Origin of the sequence: Aquibacillus albus (assembly GCF_016908325.1) — a bacterium.
Taxonomy (GTDB): domain Bacteria; phylum Bacillota; class Bacilli; order Bacillales; family Amphibacillaceae; genus Aquibacillus_A; species Aquibacillus_A albus.
The window spans coordinates 1-15,543 of sequence record NZ_JAFBDR010000002.1 but is presented as its reverse complement, the minus strand read 5'-3'; the positions used below and the strand labels follow the sequence as shown (position 1 = coordinate 15,543).

Sequence of the window (15,543 nt, the reverse complement as noted above, 5' to 3'; positions counted from 1 at the left end):
TTCATGTGAGTGCAAAGTTTCAACCTTTCACTACGGAGTATGAATTTGATACAGGAAAGCTTAATCCAGAAGGCAGGGTAATTGTTAGAAAGCTTTCTCATATGAAGGAGATGTATCTTGATCAAAAAGCTGTTGAAGAGAGAGTGGAAGAGGATCCACTAATCTATGAAGTTTATAATGTCGAGCTTCCGGAAACCATGGCACATATTCAGCATTGTACGACTATTTTATACCCAGGGAAAATTGGTAACGAGTATTTTATGACAAAAGGTCATTATCATGAAATTTTAGATCGGGCCGAAATTTATTTTTGTTTAAAAGGAAAAGGGCAGCTAATTATGCAGACAAAGGAAGGGGACTTTAAAAAACTGGAGATGGTTCCGGGAACAATTGCTTATGTTGCACCTGAATGGGCGCATCGGACAGTTAATACTGGGGACGAACCCTTTATCTTTTTTGCTGCTTATCCCGGTGATGCCGGGCATGATTATGGCGGGATTGAGACAGAAGGATTTGTGAAACTATCCGTTGAGGAAAATGGAGAGCAAAAATTGATAGATAATCCTCGATATCAAAAGGTATAAAAAAGCTTTTGACGATTGCTAAGGGAACAGAACGTAAAGGGGGAGGGTTGAAATTTGCCAAAAGTATTAATTACTCCGCGATCCTACGGAATGTTTAACAAAGAAATCTATTCGATGTGGGAAAAGGAAAACTATGAAGTAATTCGGGAAATTGGTCCTTTAGATAGAGAGCGAATGATGGAATTAATGGAGGATGTGGATGCATTAATTGTTGGTACAGATGAGCTGACGGAGGATATTTTGAAAGCAGCTAATAAACTGAAAATCATATCCAAATATGGAGTTGGAATAGACAATATTCCGAAAGATTTTGCGGAAGAAAAGGGGATAAAGGTATTAAATACACCTGGTGTAAATACAGAAGCTGTCGCTGATTACACGTTTTCGTTACTTTTATCAGTTGCTAGACATGTTCCGCAAAGTCATGAAAAGCTACTCCATGGTCAGTGGGCGAAAAGTGTTGGTACGGAGGTTTATGGGAAAACAATTGGGATTCTTGGTTTTGGTGCAATAGGTAGAGCGGTAGCAAAGCGTGCACGTGGATTTGATATGGATATCCTTGCATATGACCTTTTCCCAAACTATGAATTAGCAGAAGAAATGGACGTGAAAATCTCTGAATTTGATACGATCATCGAACAAAGTGATATCCTTTCTGTCCATCTTCCTTTAGTAGAGGAGACGAAAAACCTATTAAACTACCCTATGTTTAAACGAATGAAAAAGAATAGTATTATTGTGAACACGGCACGAGGTGGAATAATTAATGAAGCTGACTTAGCGAAGGCATTAAAGGAAGAGTTAATTTTTGGTGCAGGAATGGATGTGTTCAGTACGGAGCCATTAACAGAATCTCCATTATTTGAATGTGAAAATGCTATTTTAACCCCTCATAATGCAGCTGCTAGTTCAGAGGCAATTACGAGAATGACCGTTCAAGCCACTCAAAATGTGCTTGAGTTTTTTACGGAAAAACAAGAGTCCGTATAAGCTCTAAACAAGTATAAGGATTTAGTTAGGATGTGAATGTATGATGGAAATGGGGATACAAACGGTTTTAGGCCAGATCGATCCAAAGAATCTGAAACACATTCAACCTCATGAGCATCTAATGATTGAAGCTGGAAATGCTTCAGCTGTTAATCCAGCACTGTGCATAGATGATATAGAAAAAACAATCAAGGAAGTAGATGAATTTCAAGCAAATGGCGGCAGCTTAATTGTCGATGCACAACCAGTTGGAGCAGGAAGAGTAGCTTCATCCTTAGTGGAAATTTCTAAAAAAACAGGTGTACATATCGTTGCTTCTACTGGCTTCCATAAGTCGATGTTTTATTGGCCGGAGCATTGGATCCACGCATGTTCGTCGGATCAATTGTATCAGTTATTTTTGGATGAACTCCAACAAGGAATGTACCGGGGTAACCAATTTAGCTTGCCGATCGCGCGTGTGAAAGCAAAAGCAGGAATGATAAAAACAGCTGTAGGTGCAGATGGATTAACAGATTACTATATTCCTAAATTCGAAGCAGCCGTAGAAGCGGCCAAAGAAACAGGTGCGCCCATTATGGTTCACATCGAAAAGGGGTCAGACCCCTTTGAAGTTATTCAGTTTATAACGGGGCGTGGAGTACCTGCAAGTAGGGTTATTCTATGTCATTTAGATCGGACGCATCACGATTATCGGCTTCATGAGCAGATTGCTGAAGCTGGTGTGTATTTAGAATACGATACGATTGGGCGTTTTAACTATCATGATGATGAAACAGAAGCTCATTTAATTTTACACATGATTAATAAAGGACATTTAAACTCTCTTTTATTAAGTTTAGATACAACAAGGGCTCGACTCCTTACTTATGATGGAGAAATTGGCCTAAGCTATCTTTTTACATCGTTTTTACCAAGACTAAAAAAGTTAGGTGTCCCACATGAAAGCCTTAAAACGTTAACCCTAAGGAATCCAAGCTCCGCACTATCTATGATTAAAAATTAAATGGAGGGATAATGGTGAAACTTGAAAAAGCAACTACACCTACCTTTTATTTTATAGGTGTAACAACAGCACAGTCATCAATTATGAAGCTTTTTCCGTTATGGGCAAAAGAGCTAAATATCGATGCAGTTATTAAGGGGATAGATATCAATATTCATGAAGATCCAAGTGTTTATCGAGAGGTCGTTCAATTCTTGAAAGATGATGAATTATCATTAGGTGCCTTGGTCACAACTCATAAAATTGATTTGTATCAAGCTGCCAAGGATTTATTTGATGAATTAGACCCATATGCTCGTCTATTTGGTGAACTTTCCTGTATTTCTAAAAAGGATGGAAAGTTAGTTGGACACGCAAAAGATCATATATCTAGTCATTTGGCAATGCAAGCATTCATTCCAACTAATTTTTGGGAGCAGCATGGCGGGGAGGCTTTCTTGATGGGAGCTGGCGGAAGCTCGATCGCAATCACTTCCAATCTAATTGAAAGTGCCAATAAAAATAATAGACCGTCCAAAATATATGTTGCTAATCGAAGTCAACCACGGCTGGATTCGATGCGATCAATTATTAATGAAATATCTACAGACGTCGAAATTGAATATGTCCTAGCAGATGATATGATTATCAATGATGAAATACTTACTAGAGTCAAGCCTTATTCATTAATCGTTAATGCAACTGGGCTAGGAAAAGATCGTCCAGGGTCTCCATTAACGAATAATTGCTCTTATCCTGAGAATAGCCTCGTATGGGAATTGAATTACCGTGGCGATTTATTGTTTATGCACCAAGCACTTAACCAAAAAGAAAGTAAAAACTTACATGTGGAAGATGGTTGGGTGTATTTTATACATGGGTGGACACAGGTAATTTCAGAAGTATTTCATATGGAGATTAATCAAAAGGAGCTTTCAAAAGTAGAACAGATTGCAAGCGACTATGTTACGAATAAATCCTAAATTTATTTTGTATGTAAAAGGTGGGTTTGAAAAAAATGAAAAGCTTAACCGTTGATTCCAAAGGTGTTTTATCCATAAAAGAATTTCCAATCCCCGAATTTAACGAATACCAAGCGCTTGTCAAAATGGAAAGCTGTGGTGTTTGCAGAGGTACAGATTTAAAGCTCATTCATGGAGAATTTAAAGGTTTTGACACTTACCCAGCGATTCTTGGCCATGAAGGAGTAGGAAGGGTTGTAGAAACTGGAGAAAATGTAAAATATTTAAAAGCTGGCGACCTCGTGCTACTGCCTTTTTTAGAGCAGGAAGTTGATGGATATACCCCAGGATGGGGAGCTTATTCCGAGTACGCGGTTGTCAGTGATGGGAAAGCAATGATGGAGGATGGATTTGGTCCAGAAACAGACCGGTTTTCAGAGGCCTATTATGCACAGCAGGTTCTCCCGGATGATATAGATCCTGTTGGTGCAGCAATGATTGTTACGTTTAGAGAAGTATTAAGTGCCTGTAAAAGATTTGGATTTAAAGAGAATAATAGTTTAGTCATTTATGGAGCGGGTCCTGTAGGCTTGTCATTTATTAAGTTTGCCAAACTATTAGGGCTAGGTCCCATTATTGTTTCTGTAAGAAGCGATCTTAAAGTGCAAGAAGCCTTGGATTTTGGGGCTGATTATGCCTTTAATAACCAAAAAGTTGATGTGGTAAGTGAAGTTAGAAAGATTTGTAAAGATGGTGTTGACTTTGCCCTTGATGCGGTTGGTGTCAACAAACTAATTAATGAATCAATGGAAATGGTCAAAGATAACGGGAAAATTTGCTGTTATGGTATTTCTCCCCAACTAAGCATGGATTTAGATTGGAGCAAGGCCCCTTATAATTGGGATCTTCAATTTTTACAATTCCCTTCTAAGCTGGAAGAATCAGAGGCACATCATCAAATTATTAATTGGATTCAAATGGGTGTTTTAGATTTGAATGAGTTTATTACAGAGGTTGTTGATTTTGAGAATATATTAGATGCATTTCATAGAATTGAGCATGCGTCAGGTATTAAAAAGTACATTGTTAAGTTTTAATTTATCTGTAAATAAGTGAAAGGGTTGGATTGCATGCTTAACAAGTGGGAAGTTTTAAACAAAATCACTGAATCCGGACTTGTAGTTGTTGTTCGGGCTGATACGTTAACGGAAGCGAAAAAAATTACAGAAGCCTGTCTGGAAGGCGGAGCTGCTGCTATTGAGATTACCTATACTGTTCCCAATGCCACCCGCCTGATAGAAGAATTGTCAAATCACTATGGGGAAGACGCTATCATAGGAGCGGGGACCGTATTAGATTCAGAGACTGCAAGAATTGCCATGTTAGCTGGTGCAAAGTATATCGTTAGCCCCTATTTAGATAAAGATACACTGAAACTTTGCAATCGTTATCAAATCCCCTACATGCCAGGGGTGATGACCATTGAAAGTGCAGTAGAAGCAATGGAACTCGGTGCAGATCTTTTAAAATTATTCCCGGGTGAGGCATTTGGTCCTAAGATGATTAAATCGATAAAAGGTCCACTTCCTCAAGCAAATCTGATGCCAACTGGCGGAGTTAGTCCAGATAATGTTGGAGAATGGATTAATAACGGAGCAGTGGCAGTCGGGGTGGGAGGCAGTTTAACGGCAAGCGCTAAACAAGGTGACTATGGAACGATAACAAGGTTGGCATCTAACATTTGTCGAGCGATTAAAGAGGCCAGACAGGGATAGATTTTGATTTGTGAATGGTGGATTGGCCATTACTGGTTTAGCAAAGTTTTAAAGGAGCGTTTGTTTCTATGAATATTCATATCTATCAATCAGAGCAAGATGTTGATCAGGCTGCTTCGGAGGTTGTGATACAGTCAATAAATAATATGCCTAGTTTCAAACTAGGTCTGGCAACAGGACAATCACCTGTTGGTATGTATGCTCAGCTATCTAAGGCTTATAAAGAAGGATTAGTATCGTTTGATCAAGTAACATCATATAATCTTGACGAGTATGTTGGCTTGGATCGGGGGCATCCACATAGTTTTTATGCTTTTATGGATCAACACTTGTTTCAGCATGTGGATTTCAGAGAAAATCATATTTATATTCCGAATGGGTGTGCAGATAATTTACATGACGAATGCAAAAGGTATGACCAACTTTTAGAACGAGAAGGCCAGTTGGATATTCAAATTCTAGGCATCGGTTTAAATGGTCATATAGGATTTAATGAACCTGGTGAAACGCTTCACGCAGGTACACACATTGTGGAATTAAGTGAGCATACTAGGAAAGTAAATTCACAGTATTTCCCTTCCTTTGAACAGGTACCTACAAAGGCGGTCACGATGGGAATTGGCAGTATCTTAAAGGCGAAAAAAATAGTTTTTATCGCAAAAGGGGAGCAGAAATCAGAAGTGATAAAAAAAGCTTTTACTGGCCCGATTAACCCGCTATGTCCCGGATCATTTTTACAACTACATCCAAATGTTGAAGTTTTTCTGGATGAGGATTCAGCAAAGCTATTATAACTAAAGAGAAGTAACCGTTTAGACAGTGGTTACTTCTTTTGAGTGATCAAAATTTTGGTTATGACAACCAATCTACCTAACAAAATATATTAGTTAAAAAGTATTGTGGCAATCTAGGAACAATTTGCTAATAAAATTGTAAAAAAATGTGTCATTTACCTTGATTTCAAACTAATTTTAGGGTTAATATACTACTATACTAATAATAAAAAAAGTAAATTTAATATAAAGGATGGAAACTGTGAATAGTTTAGTTCATTTAAGTGATGATTTGATACTAGAGTCTTATTATACTGCGATTTCATTAGAGTTAGAAAAAGATTTCATTCAATTAATTCTAGGTGAAATTCGTAGAAGACAAATAGAGGTAGAATTAGTCAATTAGAATAGTGCTTTTTTAGATGCAAGCCATAGAAGAAATTCCTTTTCCTTATCCGTTAGTTTTCGATTCAACAAAACTTCAAATTCTTCCTTGAGCTTAAGGTAGAAGTCGTTTTGATAAGATTGCAAGATAAAACCTCCATCGCAAATTCCGAGTATTCTTATGGGTATTATAAATTATTATGTCGATTTATGCCATTGTTTTTTGAAATTTAATTAAAAAATTCTACATCCGAAATCGTAAGGATGTATTTTTATTGGTATACCTATCATAGGGGTCAGACCCCTTATCCCGTAGGGGGTCTGACCCCTATATGCTTTTTCAGCTTTTTCGTTCCATGAGGTTAATTCCGATTCCAGTCATGATGACGCTCATGAGTAGCATGATGCTGATGGGATAGAGTGCTTCGGATAAGGGTTGGCCGTAAATCGTGACTATTTTTAGTGCATCCATAATGTACGTTACTGGGTCAACCTTTGAAAGGGCAAGCAGGAATTTGTTCGATACGATTTCGATCGGCCAATAGGAACCGCCGATCATTGCCATACTTACGGATACAATCGGAATAATCGCGTTAAAGGTTTTGGTTGAATTGGATGCCCCAGCAATGAGTACGGAAAGGGAGACAATCGCTAACACATACGGAATCAAAAGTACTAATGTTTTTCCAAACCCTCCATGGAAATCAACTCCTAACACATAGTTGAAAAAGCAAAACACGATAACAACTTGGATATAGCCTAACAAAAATGCATAGGACAAAATGCCAATATACATTTCCCATTTTTTCGCTGGAGATAAAATGAACCGGTCCCAAATTTTTTCTTGTTTCGCCACTAAAATATGAATGACATGAAACGCAATCGTATAAATGACAAAGAAAACCGTAAAGCCAAACAGAGCCTGTAAATTCCCATCATAAACAAAGGAATCCTCACCGAAGAACGACTGAGTATCTACGGTGAACATTGGTTCTTCTATTTGCTGGATGATTGCTTCACTGTCCACCTCAGCTGCTTGGTGCAGTTGTTTTTCCTGTAAGTATTTGCCGAACGCCTGATGAATATTTTGTTCCAATACAGGAAAGGCTGCTGTTTTCGAAGCAATCACCAGCTCATAATGGTCCTCATATAATACGAGTCCTGCTTCTGCATCACCTTCCCGAACAGATTTTTCTAACGCTGCTTGATCGGTTACTTCATATCGCTGTGTGCCATAGGATGTTAAGTCGTCGAGCACTTGCTCTGTATCAGTCGCACCCAACTCCGAAACAACGGGAACGTACGGTTGATAGGTAGTGTTTGCATTTCCTAAAAAAAAGGCAAACAGCACAGAGATTCCAGTCATTAATAAAAATGTCGATGGATTTCGAATGAATAATTTTATTTGTGCGTAAAAAATGCCCTTCATGCTTCCTGCCCCCTTTTTGGAAAGGTAACTATCGCTGCTACTAGCATCACGATCGTAAAAATAAGCATAAACATTAAATAGCTTCCAATTTCACTAAATCCATAGCCTTGCGCACTCGTTAAATAAGCAGACATCCCTGCTCCATTAGGGGTCATATCGCCAATGAACTTCACAAGGTCTGACGAATTTCCAACCGGAAAAAAGCTGCCACCTAAAAAGGCGAAAACCATAACAATGGCACTGCTAAACACAGTAGAGGCGTTCTCTGATTGTAACCGGAAATTGATGGCGGTCAGTAAGGAGGCAATCCCCCCAACAGAAAAGCTCAAACACAACGTAATCACTAAAAATTGCACGATATTTGGCCAGGTAACCCCAAATATTAGGGCGGCAAACCCATACAAAAGAAATAATTGAACAAGTGCTAAAATCGTACTAGCAGTAAACGTACCAGTGAAGTAAATCCAACGCGATACATTCGCTAGTAAAATCCGGTCAAACACATGTATTCGTTTTTCCTCATAGGCATACGATCCCATCGTTGCTGCGATGAATAAAACAAACATGACACTCATCCCTACAACGTAGTACATCGTCCCAGAAATCGGCTCAACCTTTGAAATGGAACGAATTTCTCCTTGAATGTCCTCCGTTGTAACTACCAGCTCCGATAAGCCATGTTGCCCGAGGACGGTATTTATTTTCATTTGCTCCTCATAGGTCAGCAATAAATCGTTGATAATATTAGGGACTAATTCCTCGCTTTGATTGACATATAAGGTTAATTGAGGTTGATCGTTTTCATCCGAAATGATACTTTTTAATAAATCATAGCTAAAGCTCTCCGGCACCTCGATAATAGCAGCATAGGATTCGTCTTCTTTTGCCTGCTCAATCGTATCAGGAGTAATTTCTTCTATAGTGAACATTTCTTTTACATCTTCATGGCCAAATACTTGCTCCTTCAAAATTTCAATCGGTTGAAAAGCAGCTATATCAGCTTCAACAGCTTGCATATTTTCCTCAGACATTGGTAACTCCATCAGCTCTTCGATGACGTTTTGGAGGTCAGCTTCTTCATTAGAATGCTCTGCAATAGCGATTGTCGCCTGGATGTCAGGTGCCTGTTGATTCATCATATCGGCAATCGCAAATTTAATAATGAAAATGAGTACCAATGGCATAGCTAACAGCAATGCAATATGCTGACGGTCACGAATGATTAATCGCAATTGTTTCAGTATAAGATTTAAAATCATAGCAGCTGCCTCCTTAATCGCGCAGCGCTCGACCAGTCAAATGAAGGAATACATCTTCAAGTGATGGCTTTTGCACTTGAACAGATTTCAACTCGGTACCGGTCTGCTGGGCTAGCTGAATGATCGTCTGAAAAAATTCCACTTCATTTGGTATGAGTATCGTTACTGTCGTTTCCTGCACCTTTAACTGGCGAACAGAAGGATTTGCTTCTAATTTTTCGATGAAATCATCATGGTCGGCAGCTGTTTCCACGACAAACGTTTGCTCGGCTGACAAAATATTTTTGATTTCCTCCTTGGAGCCTGCAGCGATGATATGTCCTTGATCCATGATGTAAATCCGATCACATAAATACTCGACTTCCTCCATGTAGTGACTCGTATATAAAATCGTCGTGTTGCTTTCCTTATTCAATCGTTTTACCGTGTCTAAAATATAATTTCTGGATTGCGGATCAATCCCAACCGTTGGCTCATCCATGAACACGAGTGATGGTTGATGGAGGAGAGCAACCCCGATATTCAGCCGTCGTTTCATCCCGCCGGAAAAAGTTTTAACGAGCTCATGTTGTTTTTCTACTAATCCGATAATCTCTAGTACTTCATCAATCTTTTTTTCTAGCTGCTTTTTATCAATTCGGTAAACCTTGCCGAAAAATAATAGATTTTCTCTTGCGGTTAAATTTAAGTAAAGTGCGATTTCCTGCGGCACGACTCCAAGCTGTTCTCGTAACTGCTGTGGCCGTTGAATAATACTCTCGTTGTAAAAACGTACATCCCCGTCCGATGGTTTGGTCAAGGATGACATAATGGAGATGGTCGTTGATTTGCCTGCACCGTTTGGCCCGAGTAGACCAACGATTTCTCCTTGTTCGATAAAAAGATTCACACCGTCGACCGCTTTGGTGTGCTTGAATTGTTTTTTTAAATCAATAACCTCTAACATGGAAAATTCCCCCTTTGCTATATCTATCATATAGTGAATTGATTTTTTTTCCACGTATCTCCAGTCACTAATTTTTATTGGATATATGACCTAAGTCATGGTTAGGCTTCAAAACAAGAGGGAGCTTTAGTCGTGACGGGTTCCGTTTATCAGAATGAAAATAAAGCCTTAATCGCACCGTCATTCACATATACTGCCATAATTATTGTATAATTACAGTCACATTGTAATCGGAGCAAAATATCAAAGGAGGCAAAAACAGAATGAAAATCATTGTTACCAGTATATTCGTGGAAGACCAAGATAAGGCACTGGAGTTTTATTCAGAAACGCTGGGATTTGTAAAAAAGCAGGACGTTCCCGCCGGAGAATTTAGGTGGATAACGCTTGTTTCTCCAGATGAACAAGACGGTACCGAGCTTTTGCTCGAACCGAATGCCCATCCAGCAGCCAAAGAATATCAAAAAAAGCTATTTGCCGATGGAATTCCAGCAACCATGTTTGGCGTGGCAGATGTTCACAAAGAGTATAAACGATTAGTGGAAAAAGGTGTGGAATTTACGATGGAGCCGACAGAAATGGGCGAAGTCACAATAGCTGTCTTCAACGATACATGCGGCAACCTTATTCAGATAGCGCAGAAGTAACTTTTTGTTAATCCTGTCCTAATGTTAGGACTTGTTGAGAAGTGCGTAATAAATCGGCTCTTTTAAAGGGGGAGCAATTACCAAAACATGATTCAAACAAGAAAATTCCGTGCAATTAGCGTAAGGAAAGAATCCGCCAAATCAATAAAGTAATGATCGTTTTTCTTCCATTCACCTACTGCACTAAAAAAGCGAATGCTGTGACTCAGCATTCGCTCGTACTAAAATCCATCAACTACCGTCGCAATGCAATCGTATCCTTAACAAGCTCAACAAACGCATAGTGCTCTTCACGTTGAGCCGAGGATTCAGCAAGCTCTAATACCGATTCCAAACTACTCTCTTTTGCCCAGTAGCTTCCGCCTAAGATTTCTGCAAACTCGGCAACAGCAGATAAAAACAGGAGATCCTCAGGAAGACTGTCACCTTCAAATGATAATGCGCTTTGAACTTCCTCGACTTCTTGTGTTTCTTCATTTAAATATCTTAACCGTACTTCTCCAAGCGCATCAGTGTCTTCTTTTACTTTCACTTCATAGAGGGCAGTCACGGTATGACCCGCACCAACTTCTCCACCGTCAACCGAATCATTTCTAAAATCCTCGTCTCGCACATCACGGTTCTCATAACCTAATAGACGATACCGATCGACTTTTTCTGGATCAAATTCTACTTGAATTTTTGCATCCTTTGCTATCGTTTGGAGTGTCCCTGTTAACTCCTCCATAAATATTCTTCTAGCTTCCGAAAAACTGTCAATGTATGCGTAATTTCCGTCACCGTTATTAGCGAGCTGTTCCATTAAAACATCATTATAATTTCCCATCCCAAAGCCAAATGTACTTAATGTAATATCCTTTTTCGCATAGTCTTTAATATTGTTCAAAATTTGCTCGTGCCCTGTTTCACCTACATTGGCAACACCATCTGAAACTAAAACGACACGATTAATTGCATCCTCTGTAAAATACTCACGTGCTAATTCGTACCCTAATGTAAGCCCTTCTTCTGCATTCGTAGAGCCTTCAGGTTGCAGTTCTTCAATCGCATCCATAATTCTATCCTTTTCATCTATACTTGTTGGGTTTAAAACGACTCGGCCTCGTGAACCGTAAACAACGATCCCTACTTGATCTGCCGGCTGTAGTTCATCGACTAGTACTTTTAAGCTTTTCTTCACCAACCCTAATCGATTCTCCCGATTCATGGAACCTGAAACATCAATGACAAAAGTTAAATTCGCATTTTTTCTGTCCTCCACTTCAATCTCTTTCCCTTTTATACCAACCCGTAACAGATGATAGCCCTCGCCAAATGACGACTTGCCACCATCTACATGGATGGCAAACGTATCTGTTGTTGGTGCTTGCAAATTCGTCTTAAAGTAATTCACAAACTCTTCTACTCGTATGGCCTCATCCGGCGGAAGTGTTCCTCTCTTTATATAGTTCCGCATCACGGAATAGGACCCTGTATCTACATCCATTGCAAAAGTCGATAACGTATCATCATCCGTAGAAACAAAAGGGTTTGTTCCATATTCTTCAAAAAACATGGTATCATAATCTGCCCCATTTGGTGGTGCAGGCTGGATGGCTCTATCCACTGTTTCCATTTCCATGGACGACTGATCTGTACTTGCGGCCGAATCGTTTGCTTGATCTTCGCTAGCTGAATCCTCATTCCCACTTTTACACGCAGCGAAGAAAAGTAACAGCAGGCCAAGAAATACAACAAGAAAATTTCGCATAAAAATGCCCCCTTTTCTGGATTGGTCGAAAAGAGGGGGAAAGGAGTTACAAAATTTTTACAATTTCACAAAGCGTTTTTCTTGATCGATAATAGCTATCCTTTAACTTTATTGATTTTCTAACAAAGAAGGACTATTTTCAGCCCTTTTTTATAAGTCATTTCATTAGATCGTTTACTTTAGCTCGAATATTTTCTAAAACTTTTGAATGGACTTGTCCAAACTTTTTTCTGACAATACCTTTGGATAGTGTGTATATTTTATCTCCTCTAATTGCTGATGCAACTTTAAGTTCACCGTCTTTTAAATCTGTTGATTCAATTACCACTGAATAATCAAGATTTCTTAATTGTGAAGTAATAGCTAAAACAACTATATCTTCAGTCATTTCATTATAACTATCGCTTGAAATAACAAGAACAGGTCGTTGCTTTCTATTTGTTAAATCACTGAACGGAACAGGTATTAAAACAATGTCACCCTGTTTATACATCATTCCAAATCTCGTCATCTATGTCATTATCCCAAAAATCTAAACTACTTTCACTTGCTTTTGTTAAATCCTTAGACAAGTCTTTTTCTTTTTTTGCTTTTAAATACTCTGCAAAATCCAAAATTTTATCCACTTCTTGCTCAGGTATTTCATCAATAATTTTAAGCAAACGCTCTTTAGCTGTATTCATGATGCGTTCACCTCTTCCGTAAATAGTTTATTATATTATATCATGTATTGTTTCCTTTGAGTTTAACATTTTACCGATGCAAATGGTACTAAACCCCCTACACAGTATTTACTCCAAAGCTTTCTGAAACACTAGGCCAAATCATTTTTTACGGCAAAAATCGCCAGCTGTGTTCGATCCCTAAGCGCTAATTTATGTAGAATTTGCGTAATATGATTTTTAACTGTACCGATGGAAATGTATAGCTGGTCAGAAATCTCCTTGTTTGTTTTCCCTTCACCGACTAACTGTGTAATCGCGAGCTCCCGAGGGGATAGGGCGAAATTTTTTGGCTCATGGGTTGATTTCTTCAACAGCCGTGGCATCACTTTGGCAGCTACTTCCTCATGAATCGCGATTCCGCCGTTCAAGCAGCTATGGATGGCTTTGATTAACTTATCGGCATCAGCGGATTTCAGCAAAAATCCATCTGCACCTTCACGAAGCGCCTGAACTGCGTATTCATCATCATTAAATGTCGTTAAAATTAATACGTGAACATGCTTCCATCGTTCTTTTATTTTCCGAGTAGCCTCAATCCCGTTTATTATCGGCATTCGGATATCCATAATGACGATATCAATCAGGCGCTGTTCCATCTGTTTAATTGCCTGCTCGCCATTTTCAGCTTCTGCGACAACTTGGAATTCCGGATCCTGCTCAATCATCATTTTTAAACCATTTCGAACAATCGTCTGATCCTCAGCTAATAAAATGCTATAACTCAATTTCTTTTCCCTCCAATGGAAGATAGCCTGATACAACGAAGCGGTTATCCTGTTGATAAACGTTCAGCATGCCATTCAATTCTTCGATGCGTTTTTTCATATTGGTTAAACCAAACCCCCATGTTAGCTGCTTCTGTTCATATATCTTATTTTCAACCGTAAACTCCAGATTTCGAATCGCATTTAAAGCAAGTACAACTTTTACCTCGCGTGAATGGGCATGGCGCATCGCATTCGTTAATGATTCTTGCAGGACGCGATACAAGGCTACGTTTTGCTTGTTGCTAAGATTCGCCGATAATACACCTTTTTTAAAAGTAAAATCTAAATGAATATGACTCTCTGATTCTAGCTGGCGGATTAATTGTAAAACAGAAGCAATTCCTTCATTTTCTTCATGCTGCAGCGCCCGAACCGCATGCCGCGTTTCTTCTAAGCTTTCAGATGCCAGTAGCTTTAGCTCCTCGTACTCGGTTTTCCTCTCCTGGAGACGAAGCATTTCCAGCTTCATCAATAGTGCTGTCAATTTATGTCCAACTGAATCATGAATGTTACGGGCAATTTTCGTTCGCTCCTCCAACCGGGCTCCACGTTCTGATTCGAGAGCTAATCGCTTCATTTTCCGAAATTCGCTTAACAAAGTTTCATATGTATGCTGTTGTTCGTGACGTTCCTGAATAAGCGCATGTAGCTTTAGAAGTGGATATAAAAGAATAAGCGAAAGCACCAGCCACTCTATCTGAAATTGTTCGTTTATGTATAAACCGAGATGAAGGAAGGTAAAATTAACAACAGTAAATACCCGGTATGCTATGGTGCTTAGCCAATGCAGCGTATCTAAATGAATGTAAAGACAGATTAGTAGTAAAAATAGATTGATCGGCCCAATGTTGATATAATCGATTGTCCATATAAGAAAAATCATCACAATGTATAAAGCCAATCGCCACTTAAGGACAGGAATAAGAAAATAGCAAACGAAAACCAAACTTAATAAAAGGATGATAAAAGGAAAATGCTTCTGACTATAAGCATGAAATAACCCGATGAAACTTAATATAGCAAGCGGTAAAAACCTCCCCAACAACAACCCCCCTTTATCTACATCTATCATACCGATTGAGAACATGCTTGTCATCAATATATGCGCAAGGAATCGAGGTTTACTCTCATTCTAGCAGAGGATATGAGCGGGGATTCGGGATTTATTCTCACTCAAGCGGGGATATGAGCGGGGATTCAGGATTTACTCTCATTCAAGCAGCGTTTATGCGCACGGATTCGGAATTTATTCTCATTCTAGCAGGGGTTATGCGCGGGGATTCGAGATTTACTCTCATTCTAGCGCCGTTTATGCGCACGAATCCGGAATTTATTTTCACTCTAGCAGGGGTTATGCGCGGGGATTCAGGATTTACTGTCATTCAAGCGGGGATATGAGCGGGGATGCTGGATTTACTCTCACTCTAGCGCCGTTTATGCGCACGGAATCTGGATTTACTCTCATTCTAGCGAGTCAAGTCCATATTTTTGTGTAAAAGTGTTACAAGGTTTTCAACGATAAAAAGCAATATAAGATATTTAAACTAACTTATTTTGAGTTTACATT

The 15,543-nt window shown here is 39.1% G+C and carries 19 protein-coding genes; 10 read left to right on the top strand and 9 right to left on the bottom strand.

The features are described 5' to 3' along the window. Nucleotides 1-5 precede the first annotated feature (5 nt). From JOC48_RS02200 to sda, 8 genes are all read left to right on the top strand, one after another. On the top strand, nucleotides 6-584 hold the full coding sequence (locus JOC48_RS02200; protein WP_204497418.1) for a glucose-6-phosphate isomerase family protein: 579 nt from the start codon (nucleotides 6-8) through the stop codon (nucleotides 582-584). 54 nt (nucleotides 585-638) lie between these two features. Then, entirely contained in the window at nucleotides 639-1,574 is a 936-nt protein-coding gene (locus JOC48_RS02195; protein WP_204497417.1) for a phosphoglycerate dehydrogenase, read from the top strand. A gap of 40 nt (nucleotides 1,575-1,614) precedes the next feature. Then, nucleotides 1,615-2,580, top strand: a complete 966-nt coding sequence (locus JOC48_RS02190) for a phosphotriesterase family protein (RefSeq protein ID WP_204497416.1) — start codon at nucleotides 1,615-1,617, stop codon at nucleotides 2,578-2,580. A gap of 11 nt (nucleotides 2,581-2,591) precedes the next feature. Further along, nucleotides 2,592-3,542 carry a shikimate dehydrogenase family protein gene (locus JOC48_RS02185; RefSeq protein ID WP_204497415.1) on the top strand — a complete coding sequence of 317 codons (951 nt, stop codon included), beginning with the start codon at nucleotides 2,592-2,594 and terminating at the stop codon, nucleotides 3,540-3,542. 35 nt (nucleotides 3,543-3,577) lie between these two features. Then, nucleotides 3,578-4,618 (top strand): zinc-dependent alcohol dehydrogenase, encoded by a 1,041-nt coding sequence (locus JOC48_RS02180; RefSeq protein ID WP_204497414.1) that lies wholly within the window; start codon nucleotides 3,578-3,580, stop codon nucleotides 4,616-4,618. Between the two features lie 33 nt (nucleotides 4,619-4,651). Beyond that, nucleotides 4,652-5,296 carry a bifunctional 2-keto-4-hydroxyglutarate aldolase/2-keto-3-deoxy-6-phosphogluconate aldolase gene (locus tag JOC48_RS02175; protein ID WP_204497413.1) on the top strand — a complete coding sequence of 215 codons (645 nt, stop codon included), beginning with the start codon at nucleotides 4,652-4,654 and terminating at the stop codon, nucleotides 5,294-5,296. 68 nt (nucleotides 5,297-5,364) lie between these two features. Continuing rightward, complete coding sequence (gene nagB, locus JOC48_RS02170; protein WP_204497412.1) at nucleotides 5,365-6,090, top strand: glucosamine-6-phosphate deaminase; 726 nt, start codon at nucleotides 5,365-5,367, stop codon at nucleotides 6,088-6,090. Between the two features lie 241 nt (nucleotides 6,091-6,331). Further along, nucleotides 6,332-6,475, top strand: coding sequence for a sporulation histidine kinase inhibitor Sda (gene sda, locus JOC48_RS02165; protein WP_338024217.1), 144 nt, complete (start codon nucleotides 6,332-6,334; stop codon nucleotides 6,473-6,475). Here the strand turns inward: sda and JOC48_RS21440 are convergent. The 4 genes from JOC48_RS21440 to JOC48_RS02150 all read right to left on the bottom strand — a co-directional run bounded on the left by JOC48_RS21440 (nucleotide 6,472) and on the right by JOC48_RS02150 (nucleotide 10,087). Continuing rightward, nucleotides 6,472-6,600 (bottom strand): hypothetical protein, encoded by a 129-nt coding sequence (locus JOC48_RS21440; protein WP_275580688.1) that lies wholly within the window; start codon nucleotides 6,598-6,600, stop codon nucleotides 6,472-6,474. The genes sda and JOC48_RS21440 overlap by 4 nt on opposite strands. 193 nt (nucleotides 6,601-6,793) lie before the next feature. Then, nucleotides 6,794-7,882, bottom strand: coding sequence for an ABC transporter permease (locus JOC48_RS02160; RefSeq protein ID WP_204497410.1), 1,089 nt, complete (start codon nucleotides 7,880-7,882; stop codon nucleotides 6,794-6,796). Further along, nucleotides 7,879-9,141 (bottom strand): ABC transporter permease, encoded by a 1,263-nt coding sequence (locus JOC48_RS02155; protein WP_204497409.1) that lies wholly within the window; start codon nucleotides 9,139-9,141, stop codon nucleotides 7,879-7,881. The genes JOC48_RS02160 and JOC48_RS02155 overlap by 4 nt, the downstream gene beginning before the upstream one ends. Before the next feature lie 13 nt (nucleotides 9,142-9,154). Further along, nucleotides 9,155-10,087, bottom strand: a complete 933-nt coding sequence (locus JOC48_RS02150) for an ABC transporter ATP-binding protein (protein ID WP_204497408.1) — start codon at nucleotides 10,085-10,087, stop codon at nucleotides 9,155-9,157. 263 nt (nucleotides 10,088-10,350) lie between these two features. Between JOC48_RS02150 and JOC48_RS02145 the strand changes: the two genes are divergently transcribed. Next, entirely contained in the window at nucleotides 10,351-10,734 is a 384-nt protein-coding gene (locus JOC48_RS02145) for a VOC family protein (protein ID WP_204497407.1), read from the top strand. Nucleotides 10,735-10,969: 235 nt separating this feature from the next. Here the strand turns inward: JOC48_RS02145 and JOC48_RS02140 are convergent, their stop codons facing one another. The 5 genes from JOC48_RS02140 to JOC48_RS02120 all read right to left on the bottom strand — a co-directional run bounded on the left by JOC48_RS02140 (nucleotide 10,970) and on the right by JOC48_RS02120 (nucleotide 15,018). Beyond that, complete coding sequence (locus JOC48_RS02140) at nucleotides 10,970-12,484, bottom strand: vWA domain-containing protein (protein ID WP_204497406.1); 1,515 nt, start codon at nucleotides 12,482-12,484, stop codon at nucleotides 10,970-10,972. Nucleotides 12,485-12,641: 157 nt separating this feature from the next. After that, entirely contained in the window at nucleotides 12,642-12,995 is a 354-nt protein-coding gene (locus tag JOC48_RS02135; protein WP_239584135.1) for a type II toxin-antitoxin system PemK/MazF family toxin, read from the bottom strand. Then, nucleotides 12,970-13,167: a DUF2281 domain-containing protein gene (locus tag JOC48_RS02130; protein WP_204497405.1), complete on the bottom strand. Its 198-nt coding sequence runs from the start codon at nucleotides 13,165-13,167 to the stop codon at nucleotides 12,970-12,972. The genes JOC48_RS02135 and JOC48_RS02130 overlap by 26 nt, the downstream gene beginning before the upstream one ends. Nucleotides 13,168-13,298: 131 nt before the next feature. Continuing rightward, the gene (locus JOC48_RS02125) at nucleotides 13,299-13,934 is read right to left on the bottom strand and encodes a response regulator transcription factor (protein ID WP_275580687.1); all 636 of its coding nucleotides are present in this window, start codon (nucleotides 13,932-13,934) and stop codon (nucleotides 13,299-13,301) included. Then, nucleotides 13,924-15,018 (bottom strand): sensor histidine kinase, encoded by a 1,095-nt coding sequence (locus tag JOC48_RS02120; RefSeq protein ID WP_239584134.1) that lies wholly within the window; start codon nucleotides 15,016-15,018, stop codon nucleotides 13,924-13,926. Before JOC48_RS02120 ends, JOC48_RS02125 begins: the two co-directional genes overlap by 11 nt. A gap of 143 nt (nucleotides 15,019-15,161) precedes the next feature. Here JOC48_RS02120 and JOC48_RS02115 point away from each other — a divergent pair, with 143 nt between their 5' ends. Further along, on the top strand, nucleotides 15,162-15,374 hold the full coding sequence (locus tag JOC48_RS02115; RefSeq protein ID WP_204497404.1) for a hypothetical protein: 213 nt from the start codon (nucleotides 15,162-15,164) through the stop codon (nucleotides 15,372-15,374). The last annotated feature ends 169 nt before the right edge of the window (nucleotides 15,375-15,543 follow it).

Excerpts from the sequence above, each read along its gene's own strand:
- JOC48_RS02145 (WP_204497407.1), top strand. The coding sequence starts at position 10,351 with ATGAAAATCATTGTTACCAGTATATTCGTGGAAGACCAAGATAAGGCA.
- nagB (WP_204497412.1), top strand. The coding sequence starts at position 5,365 with ATGAATATTCATATCTATCAATCAGAGCAAGATGTTGATCAGGCTGCT.
- JOC48_RS02155 (WP_204497409.1), bottom strand. The coding sequence starts at position 9,141 with ATGATTTTAAATCTTATACTGAAACAATTGCGATTAATCATTCGTGAC.
- JOC48_RS02150 (WP_204497408.1), bottom strand. The coding sequence starts at position 10,087 with ATGTTAGAGGTTATTGATTTAAAAAAACAATTCAAGCACACCAAAGCG.
- JOC48_RS02185 (WP_204497415.1), top strand. The coding sequence starts at position 2,592 with ATGGTGAAACTTGAAAAAGCAACTACACCTACCTTTTATTTTATAGGT.
- JOC48_RS02175 (WP_204497413.1), top strand. The coding sequence starts at position 4,652 with ATGCTTAACAAGTGGGAAGTTTTAAACAAAATCACTGAATCCGGACTT.
- JOC48_RS02140 (WP_204497406.1), bottom strand. The coding sequence starts at position 12,484 with ATGCGAAATTTTCTTGTTGTATTTCTTGGCCTGCTGTTACTTTTCTTC.
- JOC48_RS02160 (WP_204497410.1), bottom strand. The coding sequence starts at position 7,882 with ATGAAGGGCATTTTTTACGCACAAATAAAATTATTCATTCGAAATCCA.
- JOC48_RS02180 (WP_204497414.1), top strand. The coding sequence starts at position 3,578 with ATGAAAAGCTTAACCGTTGATTCCAAAGGTGTTTTATCCATAAAAGAA.
- JOC48_RS02115 (WP_204497404.1), top strand. The coding sequence starts at position 15,162 with ATGAGCGGGGATTCAGGATTTACTCTCATTCAAGCAGCGTTTATGCGC.
- JOC48_RS02190 (WP_204497416.1), top strand. The coding sequence starts at position 1,615 with ATGATGGAAATGGGGATACAAACGGTTTTAGGCCAGATCGATCCAAAG.
- JOC48_RS02130 (WP_204497405.1), bottom strand. The coding sequence starts at position 13,167 with ATGAATACAGCTAAAGAGCGTTTGCTTAAAATTATTGATGAAATACCT.
- JOC48_RS02135 (WP_239584135.1), bottom strand. The coding sequence starts at position 12,995 with ATGACGAGATTTGGAATGATGTATAAACAGGGTGACATTGTTTTAATA.